Annotated in this window: 24 protein-coding genes, 1 tRNA gene and 1 pseudogene; 11 read left to right on the forward strand and 15 right to left on the reverse strand. The window is 63.7% G+C overall.

The window, feature by feature from the left end:
• The first annotated feature begins 18 nt into the window (after nucleotides 1–18).
• A complete protein-coding gene (locus AC1DVS_RS20485; RefSeq protein WP_478025888.1) occupies nucleotides 19–555 on the forward strand; it encodes an N-acetyltransferase family protein in 537 nt (178 codons plus the stop codon).
• Here AC1DVS_RS20485 and AC1DVS_RS20490 read toward each other — a convergent pair.
• From AC1DVS_RS20490 to AC1DVS_RS20510, 5 genes are all read right to left on the reverse strand, one after another.
• Nucleotides 548–847, reverse strand: a complete 300-nt coding sequence (locus AC1DVS_RS20490) for a DUF6916 family protein (protein ID WP_478025890.1) — start codon at nucleotides 845–847, stop codon at nucleotides 548–550. The two genes, AC1DVS_RS20485 and AC1DVS_RS20490, sit on opposite strands and share 8 nt — an antisense overlap.
• Before the next feature lie 140 nt (nucleotides 848–987).
• Nucleotides 988–1464 carry a lasso peptide biosynthesis B2 protein gene (locus tag AC1DVS_RS20495; protein ID WP_478025892.1) on the reverse strand — a complete coding sequence of 159 codons (477 nt, stop codon included), beginning with the start codon at nucleotides 1462–1464 and terminating at the stop codon, nucleotides 988–990.
• Entirely contained in the window at nucleotides 1436–1699 is a 264-nt protein-coding gene (locus AC1DVS_RS20500) for a PqqD family protein (RefSeq protein ID WP_478025894.1), read from the reverse strand. The genes AC1DVS_RS20495 and AC1DVS_RS20500 overlap by 29 nt, the downstream gene beginning before the upstream one ends.
• Entirely contained in the window at nucleotides 1696–2607 is a 912-nt protein-coding gene (locus AC1DVS_RS20505; protein ID WP_478025896.1) for a sulfotransferase domain-containing protein, read from the reverse strand. Before AC1DVS_RS20505 ends, AC1DVS_RS20500 begins: the two co-directional genes overlap by 4 nt.
• Nucleotides 2604–3530, reverse strand: coding sequence for an HPr kinase/phosphorylase (locus AC1DVS_RS20510; RefSeq protein ID WP_478025898.1), 927 nt, complete (start codon nucleotides 3528–3530; stop codon nucleotides 2604–2606). The genes AC1DVS_RS20505 and AC1DVS_RS20510 overlap by 4 nt, the downstream gene beginning before the upstream one ends.
• A gap of 153 nt (nucleotides 3531–3683) precedes the next feature.
• Here AC1DVS_RS20510 and AC1DVS_RS20515 point away from each other — a divergent pair, with 153 nt between their 5' ends.
• Nucleotides 3684–4826 carry an aminotransferase gene (locus AC1DVS_RS20515; RefSeq protein WP_478025900.1) on the forward strand — a complete coding sequence of 381 codons (1143 nt, stop codon included), beginning with the start codon at nucleotides 3684–3686 and terminating at the stop codon, nucleotides 4824–4826.
• A 21-nt stretch (nucleotides 4827–4847) separates the two neighbouring features.
• Nucleotides 4848–4922 (forward strand): annotated as a pseudogene (locus AC1DVS_RS20520) (hypothetical protein); the annotation flags it as partial.
• 43 nt (nucleotides 4923–4965) lie between these two features.
• On the opposite strand, the gene AC1DVS_RS20525 reads toward AC1DVS_RS20520, so the two are convergent.
• From AC1DVS_RS20525 to AC1DVS_RS20555, 7 genes are all read right to left on the reverse strand, one after another.
• On the reverse strand, nucleotides 4966–5244 hold the full coding sequence (locus AC1DVS_RS20525) for a hypothetical protein (protein ID WP_478025902.1): 279 nt from the start codon (nucleotides 5242–5244) through the stop codon (nucleotides 4966–4968).
• Between the two features lie 16 nt (nucleotides 5245–5260).
• Nucleotides 5261–6013: an ATP-grasp domain-containing protein gene (locus AC1DVS_RS20530; RefSeq protein ID WP_478025904.1), complete on the reverse strand. Its 753-nt coding sequence runs from the start codon at nucleotides 6011–6013 to the stop codon at nucleotides 5261–5263.
• Between the two features lie 120 nt (nucleotides 6014–6133).
• Nucleotides 6134–7165: an S-methyl-5-thioribose-1-phosphate isomerase gene (gene mtnA / locus AC1DVS_RS20535; RefSeq protein WP_478025906.1), complete on the reverse strand. Its 1032-nt coding sequence runs from the start codon at nucleotides 7163–7165 to the stop codon at nucleotides 6134–6136.
• Nucleotides 7162–7797 carry an acireductone synthase gene (gene mtnC, locus AC1DVS_RS20540; RefSeq protein WP_478025908.1) on the reverse strand — a complete coding sequence of 212 codons (636 nt, stop codon included), beginning with the start codon at nucleotides 7795–7797 and terminating at the stop codon, nucleotides 7162–7164. The genes mtnA and mtnC overlap by 4 nt, the downstream gene beginning before the upstream one ends.
• Nucleotides 7798–8340: a 1,2-dihydroxy-3-keto-5-methylthiopentene dioxygenase gene (locus AC1DVS_RS20545; protein ID WP_478025909.1), complete on the reverse strand. Its 543-nt coding sequence runs from the start codon at nucleotides 8338–8340 to the stop codon at nucleotides 7798–7800.
• Nucleotides 8337–8966, reverse strand: coding sequence for a methylthioribulose 1-phosphate dehydratase (locus tag AC1DVS_RS20550; protein ID WP_478025911.1), 630 nt, complete (start codon nucleotides 8964–8966; stop codon nucleotides 8337–8339). Before AC1DVS_RS20550 ends, AC1DVS_RS20545 begins: the two co-directional genes overlap by 4 nt.
• 22 nt (nucleotides 8967–8988) lie before the next feature.
• Nucleotides 8989–9062: transfer RNA gene (locus tag AC1DVS_RS20555), tRNA-Gly, on the reverse strand.
• 95 nt (nucleotides 9063–9157) lie between these two features.
• Here AC1DVS_RS20555 and AC1DVS_RS20560 point away from each other — a divergent pair.
• Both AC1DVS_RS20560 and AC1DVS_RS20565 read left to right on the forward strand, forming a co-directional pair.
• Complete coding sequence (locus AC1DVS_RS20560; RefSeq protein WP_478025913.1) at nucleotides 9158–9901, forward strand: SDR family oxidoreductase; 744 nt, start codon at nucleotides 9158–9160, stop codon at nucleotides 9899–9901.
• A 60-nt stretch (nucleotides 9902–9961) separates the two neighbouring features.
• Nucleotides 9962–11266 carry a methyltransferase family protein gene (locus tag AC1DVS_RS20565; RefSeq protein WP_478025914.1) on the forward strand — a complete coding sequence of 435 codons (1305 nt, stop codon included), beginning with the start codon at nucleotides 9962–9964 and terminating at the stop codon, nucleotides 11264–11266.
• A 105-nt stretch (nucleotides 11267–11371) separates the two neighbouring features.
• Here AC1DVS_RS20565 and AC1DVS_RS20570 read toward each other — a convergent pair whose 3' ends face one another.
• Both AC1DVS_RS20570 and AC1DVS_RS20575 read right to left on the reverse strand, forming a co-directional pair.
• Nucleotides 11372–12745: a glutamate--cysteine ligase gene (locus AC1DVS_RS20570; protein ID WP_478025916.1), complete on the reverse strand. Its 1374-nt coding sequence runs from the start codon at nucleotides 12743–12745 to the stop codon at nucleotides 11372–11374.
• Between the two features lie 51 nt (nucleotides 12746–12796).
• Nucleotides 12797–13540 carry a 16S rRNA (uracil(1498)-N(3))-methyltransferase gene (locus tag AC1DVS_RS20575; RefSeq protein ID WP_478025917.1) on the reverse strand — a complete coding sequence of 248 codons (744 nt, stop codon included), beginning with the start codon at nucleotides 13538–13540 and terminating at the stop codon, nucleotides 12797–12799.
• 186 nt (nucleotides 13541–13726) lie between these two features.
• On the opposite strand from AC1DVS_RS20575, the gene AC1DVS_RS20580 reads away from it, so the two are divergent.
• The 3 genes from AC1DVS_RS20580 (at nucleotide 13727) to AC1DVS_RS20590 (ending at nucleotide 15979) form a co-directional block, all read left to right on the forward strand.
• On the forward strand, nucleotides 13727–14428 hold the full coding sequence (locus AC1DVS_RS20580) for a hypothetical protein (RefSeq protein ID WP_478025919.1): 702 nt from the start codon (nucleotides 13727–13729) through the stop codon (nucleotides 14426–14428).
• Nucleotides 14429–14781: 353 nt separating this feature from the next.
• Nucleotides 14782–15384 carry a hypothetical protein gene (locus AC1DVS_RS20585; protein WP_478025921.1) on the forward strand — a complete coding sequence of 201 codons (603 nt, stop codon included), beginning with the start codon at nucleotides 14782–14784 and terminating at the stop codon, nucleotides 15382–15384.
• Nucleotides 15385–15415: 31 nt separating this feature from the next.
• A complete protein-coding gene (locus tag AC1DVS_RS20590) occupies nucleotides 15416–15979 on the forward strand; it encodes a hypothetical protein (RefSeq protein ID WP_478025923.1) in 564 nt (187 codons plus the stop codon).
• Here AC1DVS_RS20590 and AC1DVS_RS20595 read toward each other — a convergent pair.
• Nucleotides 15956–16414 (reverse strand): GNAT family N-acetyltransferase, encoded by a 459-nt coding sequence (locus tag AC1DVS_RS20595; protein WP_478025925.1) that lies wholly within the window; start codon nucleotides 16412–16414, stop codon nucleotides 15956–15958. The two genes, AC1DVS_RS20590 and AC1DVS_RS20595, sit on opposite strands and share 24 nt — an antisense overlap.
• Nucleotides 16415–16540: 126 nt before the next feature.
• Between AC1DVS_RS20595 and AC1DVS_RS20600 the strand changes: the two genes are divergently transcribed.
• The 3 genes from AC1DVS_RS20600 (at nucleotide 16541) to ubiA (ending at nucleotide 18810) form a co-directional block, all read left to right on the forward strand.
• The gene (locus AC1DVS_RS20600; RefSeq protein ID WP_478025926.1) at nucleotides 16541–17308 is read left to right on the forward strand and encodes a DoxX family membrane protein; all 768 of its coding nucleotides are present in this window, start codon (nucleotides 16541–16543) and stop codon (nucleotides 17306–17308) included.
• Nucleotides 17309–17379: 71 nt separating this feature from the next.
• Complete coding sequence (locus AC1DVS_RS20605) at nucleotides 17380–17814, forward strand: hypothetical protein (RefSeq protein WP_478025928.1); 435 nt, start codon at nucleotides 17380–17382, stop codon at nucleotides 17812–17814.
• A 54-nt stretch (nucleotides 17815–17868) separates the two neighbouring features.
• Entirely contained in the window at nucleotides 17869–18810 is a 942-nt protein-coding gene (gene ubiA / locus AC1DVS_RS20610) for a 4-hydroxybenzoate octaprenyltransferase (protein ID WP_478025930.1), read from the forward strand.
• Nucleotides 18811–18829: the final 19 nt, after the last annotated feature.

Below are 18829 nucleotides of genomic sequence, written 5' to 3' on the forward strand. Positions count from 1 at the left end.
GCGATCGGCGAGATTTCCGTGACCATATCCGAGACGCCGCCGGTATTCGAATTGCCGGCGGCGTTGCTTTCCCAAGGCTATCGGCTTCGCCCTGAGGCTGACGAAGACACGCCGTTCCTGATGGCGCTGTACGCGTCGACGCGCGAGGCCGAACTCGCGCCGATCACCAACTGGAGCGCCGAGCAGAAACAGGCCTTTCTCGCGCAGCAATTCGGTGCGCAGCGCCATCATTACCGTACGGTTCTGAACGGTTGCGTCTTCGACGTGATCGAGCATGATGGGGCCCCGATCGGGCGGCTATATCTGGAAGAGCGCGTCACCCAGGTCCATATCGTCGATATCGCGCTGATGCCCGAATGGTGCGGCAAGGGCGTGGGAAGCCTTATTCTGAAGGCGTTGATCGAGGGTGCGTCGGCCAGGGGCAAAGGGGTCGGCATCTTCGTCGAACGCTATAATCCCGCGCTGCGGCTCTACCGCCGTTTGGGCTTCACCGAAATTTGCGATACGGAGGTCTATCTCGAAATGGAGCGCGTCGCCGAATCGTCGGTCAGTTGAAGGTCGCTTCGTATTGAATGCCGGTCGGATTTTGCGCGACCGGGACCAGGAATATTTCGTTCGCACCCATCTCCGGATGCTCCAGACCAAATATCTGCTGCTGCAGCACGCGTTCGTCGGTCGACTGGAACAGCAGGGAAAAGGGCGTACGGAGGCCATCGGTTACCCCGGTGGACTTGAGCTGCTTCGCTTCGATGAGCTTCAGGACGATTGCTGGATCGGAGCCGATGATGGTGAAATCGGTTCCGACATGAGGATCGAATTCCTGGCAGGCGGTCATTGCGTCGATCATATATGTCCCCGGTTGGTGCCGGCGGCCTCGCCGCCCCTTTGACGCTGGAAATGCCTGATCAATAGGCGACAATCAAGATCGCCGAAGTACGATCGGTGCCTTTCGAACTGCGGACGTGACAGCCGCCGCTCATCGCGGATTCAGACGAAGCACCCCAGTTCGGAAAGGTTCGGCGCAACCGGATAGCCGGTTACCTTGACCCCGGCTGCGTCGAGCCAGGCATGGGCGTCGATCGGCTTGTCATTGCCCTTGCCCGCGCCGAAATGCATTACACTGCCAACACCACGCCGCTTCAGCATGGCGTGGGCGGCCATTGCCTGTTGCAGGCACACTGACCTGAACGGCATCCAGGGTGCAGCCGTACGCACCGCCCAGCCAATTTCCCGGGCCGTGCGTGCGTGTCCCTCGGCCGCATTCGCCGCGCTGGCGAGTACCCGCGGATCGTTTGGCGGAACGAACGCGCCGAAACGCTTTGCAAGCTTGCGGAACGGATAGATCGCCAACGAAATCCGCGCGATCGCCATGCTCGCGCTCGCCTCGATGACGAGCAACTGCCGCCGTGGCCCCATCACGAGTGCGGTGCGGACCTTATGCGCGACGGACTGAGACTGCGCCATGCTTCTCCATTTCCGCCAGGAAGCTGTTGACCTCGGCTTCGCAATCCTCGGGCGACACATCGAATTCGCGCTGCAACTCGGCATAGACGGTCGCGGCCTCCCTGGGTGTCTCGATCAGCTCCCAGATCCGCGCCCCGACTTCGTTGACGCCGATATATTTGCCGTGCTCCGGGCTCATCATCATGATCTCGTCGCCCACCCGCGCGCTGAGCCAATCTCCCTTCCGCTCGATCAACTTGCGATCCTTTCGTCGTGCCTATCGGAGAGCGGATAGCCCAAACGCGCCATCATGTCAGCGTGATCCGCCTCGATTTTGGCCGCCTGCTCAGTAGTGAGCTCATCATGCCACGCGCCCGAAACGCCGCGCCGGAAGAAGCCGCCGGCCACGGCAGCCTGCGGCGCCTCGCGAAATCCGCGTTCAGTCTCCTGCTTCTTGAGCTCGCCGAAATCGGCAAAGCGCACCGCCTGCTCGGCTTCGTCAGCGCTGATCTCGATCCCGGCAAAGGCAATGGCGCGCCGGAAAACGCCAGCCGCGTCGGTTTGCATATCCTCGTAGCGGACGAGATGAATCGGAATATCGGCCTGGTCGAGCCAGCTGGCGTTGTAGCCGTTCCACCGCGGCAATTGCTGGCGAAGCTGATTCGGCTGCCGATCGCGGTGGCCGCAAAATGCCGCCTTTGCATCGGCCATGAACGCGATCGACTGGTCGATCGACTGGTTGTTGTGATTGGCCAGGCTCGGCGCCACATCCCGCGGATCGCGAACGATGAGGATCGCGCCGTCGGCCCCCTTGAGCCCTCCAAGCAGCGGCTCGCCATTGCTCGTATAGGTCCACGCATCATGCGTCTTGACGAACCGGACATCGCCGATCCGGGCTTCGGGCCCGTCGAGATCGCCCTGCCCAATGTCGCGCGCGATCTCCTCATAGACGCGAGGACGCAGGCGATCGCTCTCTTCGTGCGTCAGGAGCCCGGACGGAAACAGCATGATATTGTCGAACCAACTCCGCGCGCTGGCGATGCCGCTATGCTCCGGCAAGTTGTTGATATCGACCGGCTTGTCCTGCCGCAGATTCGCTACCAGCATCCGGAACCAGGTGTTGCCCGATTTCGGATAGGAGGCGAGCCAGAAGGTCCGCCTCAAGCCGCCCGCTCCAGCAGGCCGAGCTCGCGCCAATGCGCCTCGAGCCAGCCGATTACCGTGGGCAATCGGGCGAAATTGATTTCGCGAGTCAGTGTGAAAATGCCGGCGCGCTGCGCGATCGTGGCAGCGGCCTGGAAATACAGGTCCATCTGCGCCATCCGCCGCACCATTGCCGGGCGATAGGCGTTGTTCCGGACCATCAGCCCGGCATCGACGATATTGGGCCGCGCGATGCCCGGCGCGAACGGCGGCCGCACCTCGCGCAGCACATAGATCGCCGCGAGCGGCAAAGCCGAGGCGGTGGCGGCGCGTGGCTCGACATAATATTTCTGGATCGTCGATCGCACCGGCGCGGCGCGACGTTCTGCGAGCGCCAGCCGGTCGATGGAATTCTGCCACAGCTTCAACTGGCGCCCGTCGGGTTCGACCCAGGGGCTGCCATCGGCGTGAATGGAAAGGCCGCAGAAATCGTCGGTGACGAGATCATAGCCGGCGTCGACCAACGCGGCCGCCAAGGTCGACTTGCCCGCGCCCGAGGGGCCGCAGAACAGGACGGCGCTGTCTTTGACCCGCACGGCGCTCGCATGGAGCACGATCCGCCCGCGCTGATGGAGGAGGATGCCGAAGCCGGTGCCGCTGACGAAAACCGCTGCCTCTTCCCTCGAGACACCGCTTTCGGTTTCGAACAGTATCTCGCGGCCTCCGGTCAGCAGCATCCGGAGGATGCCCGGAATAGTGAGAAGGAAATGCTCACCCCCGAGTTGCCAGGTCGGCCCGCTCGCCGTGGCGCCTTCGAGGGCCAGCGGCACGTCGCCGCTGCGGATCGTGATATCGGGGTCCGAGCTGTCCGATTCGTCGGGAATCAGTCCTGGAAGCGCGATCTCGCTGGAAACGCCAAGTCCCGAAACAATATAGGAAAACAAGCGCTCACCCCCGAGATACAGCCGCTGAGCGATGGCGTTGCTGCAGCGCCGCCTGCCTTCTGGCCAATCTGGTGTTCCGAAGCAACCACCTGGCGGTGTGCCAACGCTTCGCAAATGCTGGCGAAGCGCGGCGGGCTGCGGCATGGTCGGGCCATGAACCCGGTCTATACATCGCTCGGCACCACCATCTTCGAAGCCATGTCGGCTCGTGCACGGGCGACCGGCGCGATCAATCTGGGGCAGGGCTTTCCTGATGGAAGGGGGCCAGAGGATGTGCTGGCCGAGGCTGCCCGCGCGTTGATGGAGGATTCAAACCAATATCCGCCGATGCCTGGCACCGCGGCGCTGCGTCAGGCGGTCGCCGACCATTACCGGGTGCATCAGGGGCTCGATCTCGCGTTCGAGGAGGTGATCGTCACCTCAGGCGCTACCGAAGCGATTGCCGCCGCGATCTTCGCGCTCGTCTCGCCGGGCGATGAAGTGGTGATGTTCCAGCCGATGTATGATGCCTATCTGCCGCTGGTCGAGCGTGCGGGCGGGGTGGCGCGGCTGGTGCGGCTCGAGCCGCCTGAGTGGCGTATCACCGCTGAGGCGCTGGCCGGCGTGGCCGGTCCGCGGACCAGGCTCGTCATCCTCAATAGCCCGCTCAACCCGACCGGTACGATGACCAGCGTCGCGGAACTCCAGCTGCTCGCCGATTTCTGCACGAGCCATGATGCGATCGCGATCTGCGACGAGGTTTGGGAGCATGTCGTGTTCGACGGGGCGATCCACCGGCCGTTGATCGGTTTTCCCGGCATGCGCGAGCGGACGGTGAAGATCGGATCGGCCGGCAAGATCTTCTCGCTGACCGGCTGGAAGGTCGGTTGGATGTGCGCCGCGCCGCCGATCGCCCAGGTGCTGGCCAAGGCGCACCAGTTCCTGACTTTCACCACGCCGCCCAACCTTCAGGCTGGCGCGGCTTATGGCCTTGGCAAGGACGCCGCCTATTTCGCGGAGATGCGGGCTGGCTATCAGCGTTCGCGCGATCGGCTGGCGGCGGGGCTGACCCGGCTCGGCTATGCGGTGCTGCCGAGTGCGGCGACCTATTTCCTGTCGATCGATCTGCCGCGATCGGGCGTGAATATGGACGACGTCGCTTTTTGCGAATGGCTGATCGAGGAGGCGGGGGTGGTCTCGGTGCCGGTCTCGGCTTTCTATGCGCAGGACCCAGTCACCAGTGTGGTCAGGCTGTGCTTTGCCAAGCAGGATACGACGCTGGATGCGGCGCTGGAGCGGATGATCAGGCGACCTTGACGGCATCGGGGGGCCGCCAACCCCGCCTTCGATGTGACGCCTGCTCGGCTGGTGACGAGCTACCTCACTGAGCGGGGTTTGTTGGACCAGGCCTGACGAATTATGTCACACTCTCCAACACGAGCGCGATGTTGGAGATTTAATCAATATATTGATATATAATGATAATACTACGAGTGACATAATGCCACTTCGCGCCAAAAGGGCCGAAGGGCATGACATAATTCGGGCCGGATCTAGCGTGCACGCGGATGCTCCCACCCTCGCCCGCGACATGCGTAACCTCATCGGCGCAGCGTTCCTCGATTGGCACGTCAGCCCCGGTCGCGGTTCCGGCGTCCAAGGTCGTGTAGGGCAGGGCGACATGGAAGGGCACGTCATTGTCTTCGCTGCGAGCGCCTTCATTCAAAACGGCCAACGATGTTGCGTGATCCCTATTCGCGGGATGTCTCGAGCAATTGTAGCCACCTCGCGAAGATCAGTCGCCCGTATGCGTTACTTCCAATCTGGTAAGCGCCCAGAGAATAGCCGTCATTTGCTTCCACCAACGCCGTTTCTCCCGACGCCAGAATGCCAAAGTCGATGCCATAAGCGACGGGTGCTTCGCCCGATTGAGCATAATCTTTGATAGCCATGGCGACGACATCCAGATCAAGCGTCACATCCTCATCGCCGTCATAATGGTCGACTGAGACCAAGTCGGTTCCGATGACATACACGCGATATTCCGATCGCCAGGCGACAACGTCGGAGCACCATACCGGCTCGTGCCGGCTTGTCCCGCCTGTGTGATAGAAATCGGCGTGGTTCGAAAAGACGCGACCCGTGAAGATTTTTGCCCGGGATGCCGGCTTTGCAAAGACGGGTGTGCCCGCGTCGTGGAGGCGCGTTCGGACATTTCCCAATGTCTCTTGCCAGACATTGCGATGCAGGTACTTCCTTAACGAGGCTGGATAATATCTCGCGTCGGGAATGGGAATCTTCAGCTGACGCATCGCGCCGTGCATGCAATCGATATTACCAAAAACGAGAGATCGGCTAGTCAAAGGAAGCTGGCGCCGTTGAATACGCTTCGGGGTGTAGAGCTCGGTATCGATCCCCTTTTGGATACAATGATCTCGTACCAGCACGCTTTCGTGCATCAGCCGGCCGCTGCCCTCTTCCTGTATGAACGCAACGTCAAACACTCAGGGCCTCGCTGGTGGAGTCTTAAACCTATGCGACTTTGGCCGATGTGCCGCCACAGGCTTCAACGGCGTTTGCCCGGCTCGGTGGATACGACAGGTATAGGTCGGAGGCTCGGAGTATCACACCTTTTCCAACAAACCCCGCTCAGTCAGATAGCCCGTCACCAGCCGGGCGGGCGTCACGTCGAAGGCGGGGTTGGCGGCGCCCGATGCCGTCACGCGGATGCTCCCGCCTTCGCCGGCGACATGGGTGACCTCGTCCGCGCTGCGTTCTTCGATCGGCACGTCAGCCCCGGTCGCGGTGCCGGCATCGAAGGTCGTGTAGGGCAGGGCGACGTAGAAAGGCACGTCATTGTCCTTCGCCGCGAGCGCCTTCAGATAGGTGCCGATCTTGTTGCAGACATCGCCGTTCGCGGTGACGCGGTCAGTGCCGACGATCACAGCATCGACCTGCCCCTGCATCATCAGATGGCCGCCGGCATTGTCGGCAATGACGGTGTGCGGCACGCCGTGGCCAGTCAGTTCGAAAGCGGTGAGCAACGCACCCTGGTTGCGCGGCCGGGTCTCGTCGACCCAGACATGGACCGGGATGCCGGCATCATGGGCGAGATAGATCGGCGCGGTGGCGGTGCCGTAATCGACGGTGGCCAGCCAGCCGGCGTTGCAATGCGTCAGGATGTTGAGCGGGCGGTCCGGGTGTTTCGCATGGAGCACGCGGAACAGCTCGAGGCCATGCTCGCCGATCGCGCGGTTGAGCTCGACATCCTCGTCGCAGATCGCGTCGGCCCGGGCAAAGGCGGCGGCGGCGCGCTCGGCTGGCGGCAACGGCCGCACCGCATCGACGATCTTGTCGAGCGCCCAGCGGAGATTGACCGCCGTCGGCCGCGATGCGAGCAAAGTCGCATAAGCTGCGTCGAGCGCGGCGTCCGATCCGTCCTCGGCCAGCGCCATCGCCAGGCCGTATGCCGCCGTCGCCCCGATCAGCGGCGCGCCGCGCGTCCACATCTCGCGGATCGCCTGCTCGGCCTCGGCCATGCTGCGGAGCTCGACCCAGACGATCTTCCACGGCAGTTCGCGCTGATCGAGGATACAGGCGCCGCGGCCGTCAGCGGTGCGTTTGATCGAGCGCTGGTGGGTACCGTCGAGCTTCATGCGTCCACATCCTCGAAGGTGGCGATATCGCCGGCCGCGCCGTCACGATCGATCAACAGCGCCGAGAGGCGGGCCTCCCGCGCGGCGACGATCTCCTCGGGCGTGTCCGACAGGAACAGGATCTCGTCACCCGCCAGGCCGATCGCATCGGCGATGGCACGATAGGATGCGGCCTCGCGCTTCGGCCCGGTGGTCGTATCGAAATATCCCGAGAAGAGCGGGGTCAGATCGCCGGCGTCGCTATGCCCGAATAGCAGTTTCTGCGCGGCCACCGAGCCTGATGAAAAGACGTAGAGCGCCATCCCCGCCTCATGCCAGCGTCGCAGTGCCGCCGCAGCATCCGGATAGATATGCCCGGTAAAGGCGCGCTCGCGATATCCGTCAGCCCAGATCATCCCCTGCAGCGTCTTGAGCGGCGTCGCTTTGCGATCCTCGTCGATCCAGCGCGTCAGCGTTGCGACCGGGTCACCCGGCTCCATGGCCGCGACCTCGGCGAGGATCGGCGCCGTCTCGTCCGGATGGGCCGCCACGAAAGCGGGCAACCGTGCCCGCGCATAGGGAAACAGGGTCTCGGCAACAAAGGCGATGCTCGAGGTCGTGCCCTCGATGTCAGTCAGGATCGCGCGGGGCATTCAGGCGAGTGCTGGCTCGTGGCGCGGGAAGCGCGCGGCGATATCGTCGCCGGTGAAGCGCGCGACCCAGCCATCCGGGTTCGCGAACAGCCGGATCGCGGTGAAGCGCGGCGCGGGGCCCATATCGAACCAGTGGCGCATGCCGGCGGGCACCGAGATCAGATCGCCTTTGGTGCAGAGCATGTTGAAGACGCGTCCTTCGTGATGGAGCGTGAACAGCCCCTCGCCATCGACGAAGAAGCGGACCTCGTCTTCGCCGTGCGTATGCTCGGAGAGGAACTTGCCCCGCAGCGCCTCGCGGTCGGGATGATCGGGCGCGAGCGCGACGACATCGACTGACTGATATCCGGCTTCCGCCTTCAACGCCTCGATCTCGGATGCATAGACCTGGAGGATCGCTGAGGGCTCAGGCAGCTCGCGGGTCGGCCAGCGCTCGAAGCGGACGCCGATGGTGGCGAGCTCAGCGGCAATCGCGTCGCCATCGCCTGTGTCGAGCAGCGGTGCGGTGCCGTCCGCCTCGTCGAAAACCTGCAATCGGCTCATCGCCTGCCTCCTTGCCGGAATGTGAGCTCGGCGAGCTCGGTGGCGATCATCCATTCGACCGCCTCGATCACCCGCTCGGCCTCGGCCATGTCGCGGCCCCAGCCATAGAGGCCGTGGCCGCGGATAAGATAGGCGGGCGGCGCACCCGGCGCCAGCAGGCGCGGCGCGACGGCGGCGTCGATCACGGTCATGTCCTGGCTGTTGTCGACGATCGGCAGCGTGACCTCTGTCTCATGGGTGACGATGCCGGGCAGGGCCTTCAGCATCTCATGGTCGGCCAGCGTGTAGCTGTCAGCGTCGGGAAAAGCGCGGGTCAGCCCGACAGCGGCGGGGGAATGGCTGTGGAGCACCGCACCCACCTCGGGGAAATCGCGATAAAGTGCGAGGTGGAGCGCGGTCTCGGCGGAGGGCTTCTTGCCGTCGAGTGCATGCCCCGCCGCATCAACGCGCATCACGTCGTGCTCAGTGAGTCGGCCCTTGTGACGTCCAGAGACCGTAACCGCGAAGCTGCCGTCGTTGAGCCGCATCGAATAATTGCCCGCGGTCGCCGGCGCCCAGCCCTTCGAATCGAGCCAGCGCCCGACCGATATGATCGCTGCCCTCGCGTCGAGCGTGCTGGCGGCCATCGCGTGCGATTCCTCAGGAGATTGGAGCGGGTAGCGGGAATCGAACCCGCGTATTCAGCTTGGAAGGCTGCTGCACTACCATTGTGCTATACCCGCGCTGGCGCCGAATTACCGACAAGGTGGCGATGGCGCAAGCGCTCCGGATGTGCAACGAGCAACTCCAAGGATTCTGGGTACTTAGGGGATTCGCAATGGCGCGTATCGCGATCGTCACTGGCGCCGGCAGCGGCATAGGTCGCGCAGTGGCGCTTGCGCTCAGGGAAGCGGGCTGGTCCGTCGCGCTGGCGGGGCGCAACGCCGCCGCGATCGAGGAGACCGCGCGGCTCGCAGGCGGCGCACGGATGCTGCCGGTGGCGACTGACGTGACCAATCCCGCCGCGGTCGACGCCTTGTTCGCGCAGGTCGCGAAGACCTTCGGGCGGCTCGACCTGTTGTTCAACAATGCCGGGGCCAGTGCGCCGGCAGTCCCGCTCGACGAACTGCCGGTCGAGACGATCTGGGAGATCATCGACGTCAACCTGACCGGCAGCATGCTCTGCGCCCGGGCCGCGCTCGGCATGATGCGGCGGCAGACGCCGCAGGGCGGGCGGATCATCAACAACGGCTCGGTCTCGGCCACGTTGCCGCGGCCGATGTCGGCGCCTTACACCGCCAGCAAGCACGCCATTACCGGCCTCACCAAGTCGCTGATCCTCGATGGGCGCGCCTGCAACGTCGCGGCCKGGCAGATCGATATCGGCAATGCAGTGACCGAGATGAGCGGACCGATGGCGACCGGCGTCCTTCAGGCCAATGGCAGCACCAGCCCGGAGCCGCGCATGGACGTCGCCCATGTCGCCCGGTCGGTCGTCCATATGGCAAGCCTGCCGCTCGACGCGAACATCCCGTTCATGACGATCATGGCGACGGCTATGCCGCTGTACGGGCGGGGGTAAAGGAGCGCGCGGGGGTATCCTTCACGGCTTGCTTACCATTGCGGGGCTATGTCGCCCGCAATGTATCACGACACCGCTCTCGCCGGCGCGGCCAAGGCCGATCCGCGGCCCCAATCCGCGGTCAGCACCGGCGTCGGCATGGTCGGGCTCGCCGGCATGCTCAGCTGGATCGGCGTTGCGCGCTGGTTCGGGATGGACGGGCCCTTTGCGGCTCTGGTCAATGTCGCGGCGTGCGCTCTGCCGATGGTGCTGTGGTCGGTTTTCGTCGACAAGGTCCATCGCAACCCCTCGACCGGCATGGACTGGTCGAACCGCAAGCCATGGCGCGAGACGCTCGACATCAGCCTGACCAAGCTTGCCGGCCTGTGGCTCACCTGGGCTGGGATTGCGCTGATCTACGGCACCGGGCGCTTCTACTGGGAGGGCAATTTCTCCTTCTCGATGTGGTGTTTCATGGCTGCCGCGCCGATCCTGTTCGTCGCTTCGATCCCCTATATCCTGTGGATCGATCGCCATGCGGTGGAGCCGAAGGACGGCTGCTGGTCGCTTGGCGCCTGGCTGATGGGGCTGAAGGAGCCGGTCGACAGCGAGGCGATCTTCAACCATTTGCGCAGCTGGGCGGTGAAGGCGTTCTTCACGGCCTTCATGGTGGCGATCGTGCCGGGCGGCTTCGGCGATGTCATCCGCGGCGACGTCAGCCAGGTGCTGCACGATCCGGTGGCGCTGGCCAATTGGCTGATCACCTTCATGTTCATGATCGACGTCGCCTTTGCGACGGCCGGTTACATCGTGGCGCTGCGCCCGCTCGATTCGCATATCCGCACGGCGAACCCGTTCGCAGCGGCGTGGATGGCGGCGCTGATCTGCTACCCGCCCTTCATCCTGATGAGCGAGGGCGGCCCGCTCGATTATCATATCGGCACGGCTGACTGGACTCACTGGTTCCAGGGGCATCCGCTGCTGCTGACGCTGGTCGGCGCGGTGCTGGTCGGGCTGACCGCGATCTATGCCTGGGCGACGATTGCGTTCGGCTTCCGCTTCTCGAACCTCACGCACCGCGGCATCCTGACGCACGGGCCGTATCGGTTCTCGCGACACCCGGCTTATCTTTCGAAGAACCTGTTCTGGTGGATCTCGACCATTCCGGTTCTGACAACGGGCAGCGTGGTCGATGCGGCGCGGGCCACCTTGCTGATGTGTGCGGTGAGCGGGGTGTATTACTGGCGGGCGCGGACCGAGGAGCGGCATCTTGGGCTTGATCCGGCCTATCGGGACTATTCGGCCTGGATGGAGCGCAATGGGGCTGTGCCGAGGTCCATTGCCTGGGCGATGGGAAAATCCCCTCCCGCTTCGGGGAGGGGCTAGGGGAGGGCTAGGTCGGAACGGCTCGTTGTGAGTCCCATGACCCGTTCCGACCTAGCCCTCCCCTGGCCGGCTGCGCCGGCTTCCTCTCCCCGATGGGAGAGGAGTTTAGAAGCGCATCTCGTCATACACCTTGCTGACATCGCCGCCCCAGGCGACGTGATATTTGTCCAGCAGCAACTCAGCCGGCACCTTGCCCGACCGCACGATCTCGCGGAGCGGATCGAGGAAGCCAGTCTCGTTGCTGCCCGACGCATCGACGCGGTTTCGCGCGGTAAGCCCGGCATTGGCGATATCGAGCACCTGGCCCGCAATATCGCGCAGCTTGCCGCCGCCCGGGATCGGCGCGTCCAGCGCGAGTTTCGGCACCGCATCGCGCAACGCCTGGCGCTCCTCGATGGTCCAGTGCTTGACCAGATCCCAGGCCGCGTCGAGCGCGGTGCCATCGTAAAGCAGCCCGACCCAAAAGGCCGGCAGCGCGCAGATACGGCCCCAAGGCCCGCCGTCAGCGCCGCGCATTTCGAGGAAAGTCTTCAGACGCACCTCGGGGAAGGCGGTCGAGAGATGGTCGTTCCAGTCATCGAGCGTCGGCTTCTCGCCGGGCAGCACCGACAGCCGGCCTTCGAGGAAGTCGCGGAAGCTGAGGCCTGCCGCATCGATATAGCGGCCCTCGCGGTAGACGAAGTACATCGGCACATCGAGCGCATACTCAGTGTAGCGATCATAGCCGAAGCCGTCCTCGAACACGAAGGGCAGCATGCCGGTGCGCGCCGGATCGGTATCCGACCAGATATGGCTGCGATAGGAGAGCATGCCATTGGGCTTGCCCTCAGTGAACGGCGAGTTGGCGAACAGCGCGGTCGCCAGCGGCTGGAGCGCGAGCCCAACCCGGAACTTCTTCACCATGTCGGCTTCGCTCTCGTAGTCGAGATTGACCTGGATGGTGCAGGTGCGGAGCATCATGTCGAGGCCCATGGAGCCGACGCGCGGCATGTGCCGCAGCATGATCGCATAGCGGCCCTTGGGCATGATCGGCAGCTCGGCGCGGGTCTTGTCGGGCCACATGCCGAGCCCGAGGAATCCGATGCCGAAGCGGTCGCCGATCGCCTTGACCTGTTCGAGGTGCCGGCCGGTTTCGGCGCAGGTCTCGTGGAGATTGTCGAGCGGCGCGCCGGAAAGCTCGAACTGCCCGGCTGGCTCGAGGCTGATCGCCCCGTCGGCGCCGGAAAGCGCAATCACCTTCCCGCCTTCCTCGATCGGCTGCCAGCCGAACTCCTTCAGCGCCATCAGCAGGTCGCGGATGCCGCCGGGTTCATCATAGCTCGGCGCGTGATGGTCCGAGAGCGAATAGACGAACTTTTCGTGCTCGGTGCCGATCCGCCAGCGGTCGGCGGGTTTCTCGCCCCGGGCGAAGCTCTGGACGAGCTGATCGCGGTGCTCGATGACCGCCTTCTTTTCTGTGGAAACGGTCTTCGTGCTCATGGCGCGCATGTAGCGATGGCGAAGGTGGGGCGCTAGTGGGCGCCGTTGCGATTACCAGTCGCCCGCGGCCGCCATCCACAGGCTGACCGCCGCCGCAGCAGCCGTGTCGGCGCGCAGGATACGAGGGCCGAGGCTTATGCCCACCGCGCCGGGCACCGCGCGGATCGCCTCCCGCTCCTCTGAATCGAAGCCGCCCTCAGGACCAATCAGGATCGCGGCAGCACCCCGATGTGAGCGCATTGCTTCCAGCGCGGGCTCACCGCCGGTTTCGTCAGCAAAGAACAGGGTCCTTCCCGCCGGCCAGTCGCGCAGCAGGGCGGGAAGCTTCACTGTTTCGGCCAGCTCAGGCACCGCAGTCCGCCCGCATTGCTCGGCTGCTTCAATCATGTGTGCACGAAGCCGATCCAGATTGAGCTTGTCGACTACCGCGCGCCGGGTGAACACCGGCACCAGCCGCGCAACCCCCAATTCGCAGGCCTTTTCCGCCATCCAGTCGATCCGCACTTTTTTCAGCGGCGCGGCGCACAACCAGAGATCGGGCACCGCCTCGCGCTCGCGCAGCAGTTGAGTCACATCGAGCATCAGATCGCGCTTGTTGACCGCGATCGCGATGCCGAGCCACTCGCCGCTCTCGCCGTCGAACAGCTTCACCGGATCGCCGGGCTTCATCCGCATCACCGCGATCAGATAATGCGCCTGCGGCCCCTCGACGCGAAGCTGCACGCCCTGGCTGAGCGCGGTTTCAACGAACAGCCGCGGGGTCGATTGCGGCGGCCAGGCAGGGGTGGCGGGCATCAGGCTTCTTAGGGGGCAAATCGCGACTTTGGTACCCGCCCGAAGACAGGCCGAATTCCAACCAATAGTGTCATTGGCAGCCCAACGGTTTGATGGCACCCATCAGAAATGCGAGCCGGCTTCAATCCCACGAGACGCAATCGAGATATTGGCACTGTCAAACAGGGTCACGGGCAGGACAACCGCATGGTTGTGCCCAATCCCGGGGGCCATTCGGTGCTCGATCGGATCGGCGAACATAGCGTCGTGCGACGGCGCGTTGCTGGAATCGACATGACATTCATCGTCGAAAATCTGAGAACCGGCTGCCGGCATCCCTGCACGGTGGACGATGTTGCCGCCGTGCTCGAACTGGTTCCGGTATCGGACTGGGCTGGCATCAAAACCGTGGTTTTTCGGCAGCCGACGCGAAAGCAAGCTATCTTGGCCCCTGTATGGGGACGCCTGCGCTATGCCGGCGAAATCTCGACCACGCGGAAGCGAATTGTGGCGACCGGCCCCATGATACTCCTCGATTCCATAGAGGCGGATTTGGTTATCGATTGGTCGGCCGGACTAGCGTTGGATGACCAGGTTGAACTGGATCGTTTGCGCGTTGACGGGCATGTCGTCGAGCGTGTCGGAAATCGCTATCGAATCCATGTCTCACCGAACTCCGCGAGGAGCACCCAACTCTTTCGCACCCTGCTGCATGAGATCGGACATTGGTTCGACTGGCTCGAAAAAGTAGAAGCCCCAGCGATGCGCGGCGAGGATTTCGGAACACTCGTGGAGCATTATTTTGCCCGGCCACAAGCGGAGCGAGAAGCGTTCGCACATCGCTATGCCGATGGCATGAGCAATATGCTGAGGAACGCAGGCGTGATTCCGTTCGAGCCTCGGACTTAGGAAGGACTAAGCTGTATGCCCTGGGGCGAGCGCGGTTTCGACGAAGAGCCGCCGGGTCGATTGCGGCGGCAAGGCAGCGGTGGCGGGCATCAGGCTTCCTGGTGGCGAAACCACAGCTTTGGTACCCGTCTGGGGAACGGCCGGGTCGATCAATGTCAGCCGCTCCAGGCGTGTTTATCTGTGCGGAAAGCGGGCAGCTGTGGCGCAATGAATCGCTTCACAACTGCCTGATAGAAAATAGATGGAAAGGGTCCGGGCGGCAGTCGACCCCCATGTATGGACCTTGGCTAGCCAAATTGATCGCTAACTGTTCGCTGCTGGAACGTGGGAAAGCATCCTGATAAAAGAGGTCCATGCAGCCAAGACCCTATTTTCGTCTCCGTGATATCGCAATTTTAGGGGCGATTGCCATCATGATCGGCGTCGTGGGGGACGCTCTCTCCGCGAGAACGACGATCCGATCGCCGCGGCTGCCTTCCTGGATTGATCTGACGAATTCGCGACTTTCGCCCATTCACCTGGATCAGCGCGTGTCCGTGGAGGCCGAAAAGGTCCGGGTTTGCCGAGTGATCAAGAACGTAAGCGCACACGCGTTGGACATGCCAATCGACTTGGGTGCGGGCGACGTCTCCGGTCAACTATCTACTTTCACCTTCGATAACAGCGGAGCGATTTTCACCGACCACCGGCGTGGATTTATGCCGGGCCCGTCCGTGCTCCCGCCACCGCCAAATCCCGATGGCTCGACCCCTTCTTTGAAGCTCGATGCCGGCGCGGAAGTGATCAATTGCACTGAGTTCGCACAACCGAAGCGTCGGTCATTCAGCGTCGTCAGCTTCTATTTTCCGCACGGACATTATACGTCCCCGCTCGGCACTAAAGCGCAATATCGAGTCGCTTCCGACCCTTGCTTCATCGAGCACCTCGAGATCAGATGCGGCGAAAAGGCGCATTGACTGCGGCAGGCGTGATGTGAGCAAAGTCCATATGAACCGCCCCGTCCTGCGCCCGCTACCGGAGCATTCGCTGCTCTTCGCCTATCATGCCAAGGGTGATTACACCGATTGCTTCACGGCCGATGTTGCCGGCGACGTTTCGCAGCAGCAGTTCGTGACGGCGTTCTACACGAGCCGCCTGTTCAAGGTCGAGCGGTTCATCCTGAAATGGCTTGTTGCCAAGCCCTCGACCGATCGACAAGCCGGCCTGCTGGCCGCCGGTTCAATTGACAGCTTTGCCGCCTGGACCGTGGAGGGGCGGAAACGTCATCAACTGCTCGTGTTGGACTACCAAGGGTGCACACGATCATGGCTGATGGTGGAACCGATGAAGGTTGGCCATGGTGCCGCCACCCGACTTTTTTTCGGCACCGGCATCGCATCGGCGACGGATCGAAAAACGGGACGCAAAACCATGCCGCTGCTCTTCCGTTTGCTGCTCCGTTTTCATCGCCGATATGCACCAGCATTATTGCAGTCTGCGGTGACGAAACTGGCGGCGAACGGCCTGAGCAATTCGCAAGCCGAGGATTCAGATCGCCAGATCAAGGGTTAGAAACTGGTTGTGCGGGCTGGGCTGGTAATCGGCGAACGCCCCGCAAGAGACGAAACCCGCGCTACGGTACAGCGCGATCGCCGGGGCGTGCAGCGTTGCCGTTCCGGTTTCCAGGCTGAGGCGTGCATAGCCGCGTTTCCGCGCTTCCATCACGATGTGGCCCAGCATGGCGCGCCCAACCCCGGTGCCGCGTGCGGCCGGCGCGGCACGCATCGACTTCACCTCACCGTGGGCGGCGTCCAGTTCCTTCAAAGCCCCAAAGCCGACCAGCGCATCACCCTGCCAAGCCGTCCAGAATGTGACGTTTGCCGCCGATAAGCCGGTCGCGTCGAGGGCGAAGGCGTGTTCGGCCATCACGTCCTGCAATTCCCGGAGATGATGCGCCAGCAGGTCGGCCACATGTGGCGCCGCTGGATTATCCTGCCGTATTTCCATTGTCGGTTCCTTCGATGCGCCTTTTGCCACTATCCTGGTTCCAGTCGCATGTTCCATCCCTCGCGATTCCTGTTAGCCTCAAGCGCGAAGCGGGTGGGAAGCCCGACGGAATGGGGGATGGTCTCGATGAACGATCAATCTGTCGCCGCGCAACCTGCCGCGCCATCGGGCGGGATTGATCCGGACGGCGCGCCTTACGGCGCGGGCGCGCTCGGCCTCGGCATTATCGGCCTCGTCTTCGCCAGTTTCGCGCTTCAATGGCAGCCCGTTCCGGCCTGCATTGCCCAGCACGGCGCCCTTGCGATCCTCAGCGCCATCATCCTCGCGCTTGGCGGCGTCGCGACCATGCTTCGCCGCACCGCGACGCTCGGCGCGATCATGCTTGCCTTGTGGTACGGCTTATGGGTTCTCGCCCTCCATGTGCCGGTCGTTTTCGCCAAGCCGTCGGTCGCCTCGCTGCTGGGTGTGGCGGAGATATCGGCGCTCGCCAGCGCCGGGCTGCAGCTCCAATATGTCAGGCGCCTCAGAACCGGCCCGGTGCTGGTCTGGGTGCGGATCCTGTTCGGGCTCTGCCCGCTCGTCTTCGGGCTCAGCCATTTCGTCTATGCGGATTTCACCGCGCAGATGGTCCCAGGGTGGATTCCGGCGCCGCTCTTCTGGGCCTATGCGACGGGCACTGCGCACCTCGCCGCCGGCATCGCGATCGTCACCGGCATTCGTGTCCGGCTCGCCGCAACCCTGCTGGCGACGGTGTGCGGGCTGTTCGTCCTTCTGCTGCACCTGCCGCGGGTCATCGCGACGCCGGGCAGCCAGCTGGAATGGACCATGTTGTTCGTGGCGCTCTCGATCACCGGCGCGGCGTGGATCATGCGCACCGCGGGCGGCTCGCGCTGAGGGCGAAGAAAGCGCGATTGTAATTCCCACTTCTATGATATGCTTTCACGCCTGGACGGGTGGAGGAAAGCATGAAAGCATCTTATCTCGGCGTCATCCTGGTGGCGGGTCTTGCCCTCTCGGGTTGTGACAAGGCCTCGTTCTGGACTGAAGACGACACCAAGCCACATCACGGGCGCTATACCGGCATCGGCATCTATTCGGCTGATCCCACCTGGTCCCATATCGCGGGTGCCGACAAGCCGAAGGATGAGCTCGCGGCGACGACCGCTGACGATCAGAACATCATCGTCGTAGTCGATGGCGAAACCGGGGAGATCCGCCAATGCGGTAATCTCTCGGGGTACTGCGTGGGCATGAATCCCTGGAGCCATAAACTCACCGGCAAACAGATCGCGCCTCTGGGTCTGGACAAGCATGCCGCCGATCTCAGGAACGAGAGCGCAGTGTCGAATGAGACCGAGCTGCCCGACAACGCTGCTGAAGCGGCACCGGCCAAGCATTAGCCTTGTCGCGACGATCGCGGTTGCCGCCGGCTGCTATCGGGCTAGAGACGGGGCATGACCACGCCCGAAATCGTGCCCGACAGCCAGCATCGCGGACTGGTCGGGATGCTGCCGGCAACGATCCGTCCGTTCGCGCTGCTCGCGCGGTTCGATCGGCCGATCGGCTGGTGGCTGCTCTACTGGCCGTGCGCCTGGGGCGTCGCGCTGTCGGGCAATCCGGACGGCGGCTGGTGGCTGCTGCTGTGGTTGTTGATCGGCGCGATCGCGATGCGCGGGGCGGGCTGCGTCTACAACGACATTGCCGATCGCAAACTCGATGCGAGCGTGGAGCGCACCCGCAACCGGCCGCTCGCCAGCGGCCAGGTGTCGCTCCGCGCGGCGTGGATCTGGCTGCTCGCGCTGGTCGCGATCGGCTTCGCGGTGTGGGGGCACATCAACATCTACGCCAAGGGGCTGGCGCTGCTGACAATCCCGCTGGTCGCGATCTATCCTTTCATGAAGCGGATCACCTGGTGGCCACAGGCATGGCTCGGCCTTGTCTTCGGTTCGGGCGCGGTGGTCGGTTTCGCCGCTGCCGATGCGGCGATGTTCGAGGCGCGCTGGTGGCCGATGATCGAGGCGATGATCGCGCTCTATGGCGGCGCGATCCTGTGGGTGATTGGCTATGACACGATCTACGCGCTGCAGGACCGGGAGGATGACGCGCTGGTCGGCATCCGGTCCTCGGCGCGGCGGCTGGGCGGCCATGTCAAAGCCGGGGTAGCGGCTTTTTATCTCGGCGCGCTCGGTTTCTGGGCGGGAGCGATCTGGCTGATCCGTCCGGATGTCATCGCGCTTGCTGCGCTGCTCCCGGTCGCACTCCATTTCGTGTGGCAGGTCGCGACGCTGGTTCCGGACGACGGCGACAATGCCCTCGCCCGATTCCGCTCGAACCGGTTCGCCGGCTTCCTGATGTTTGCGGCCTGTCTGGTCGTCGGTGTGTCATCGGCACTTTGACGTTGGGCCTGTGCATCCC

Source organism: Sphingomonas sp. P3_C5 (assembly GCF_056402635.1).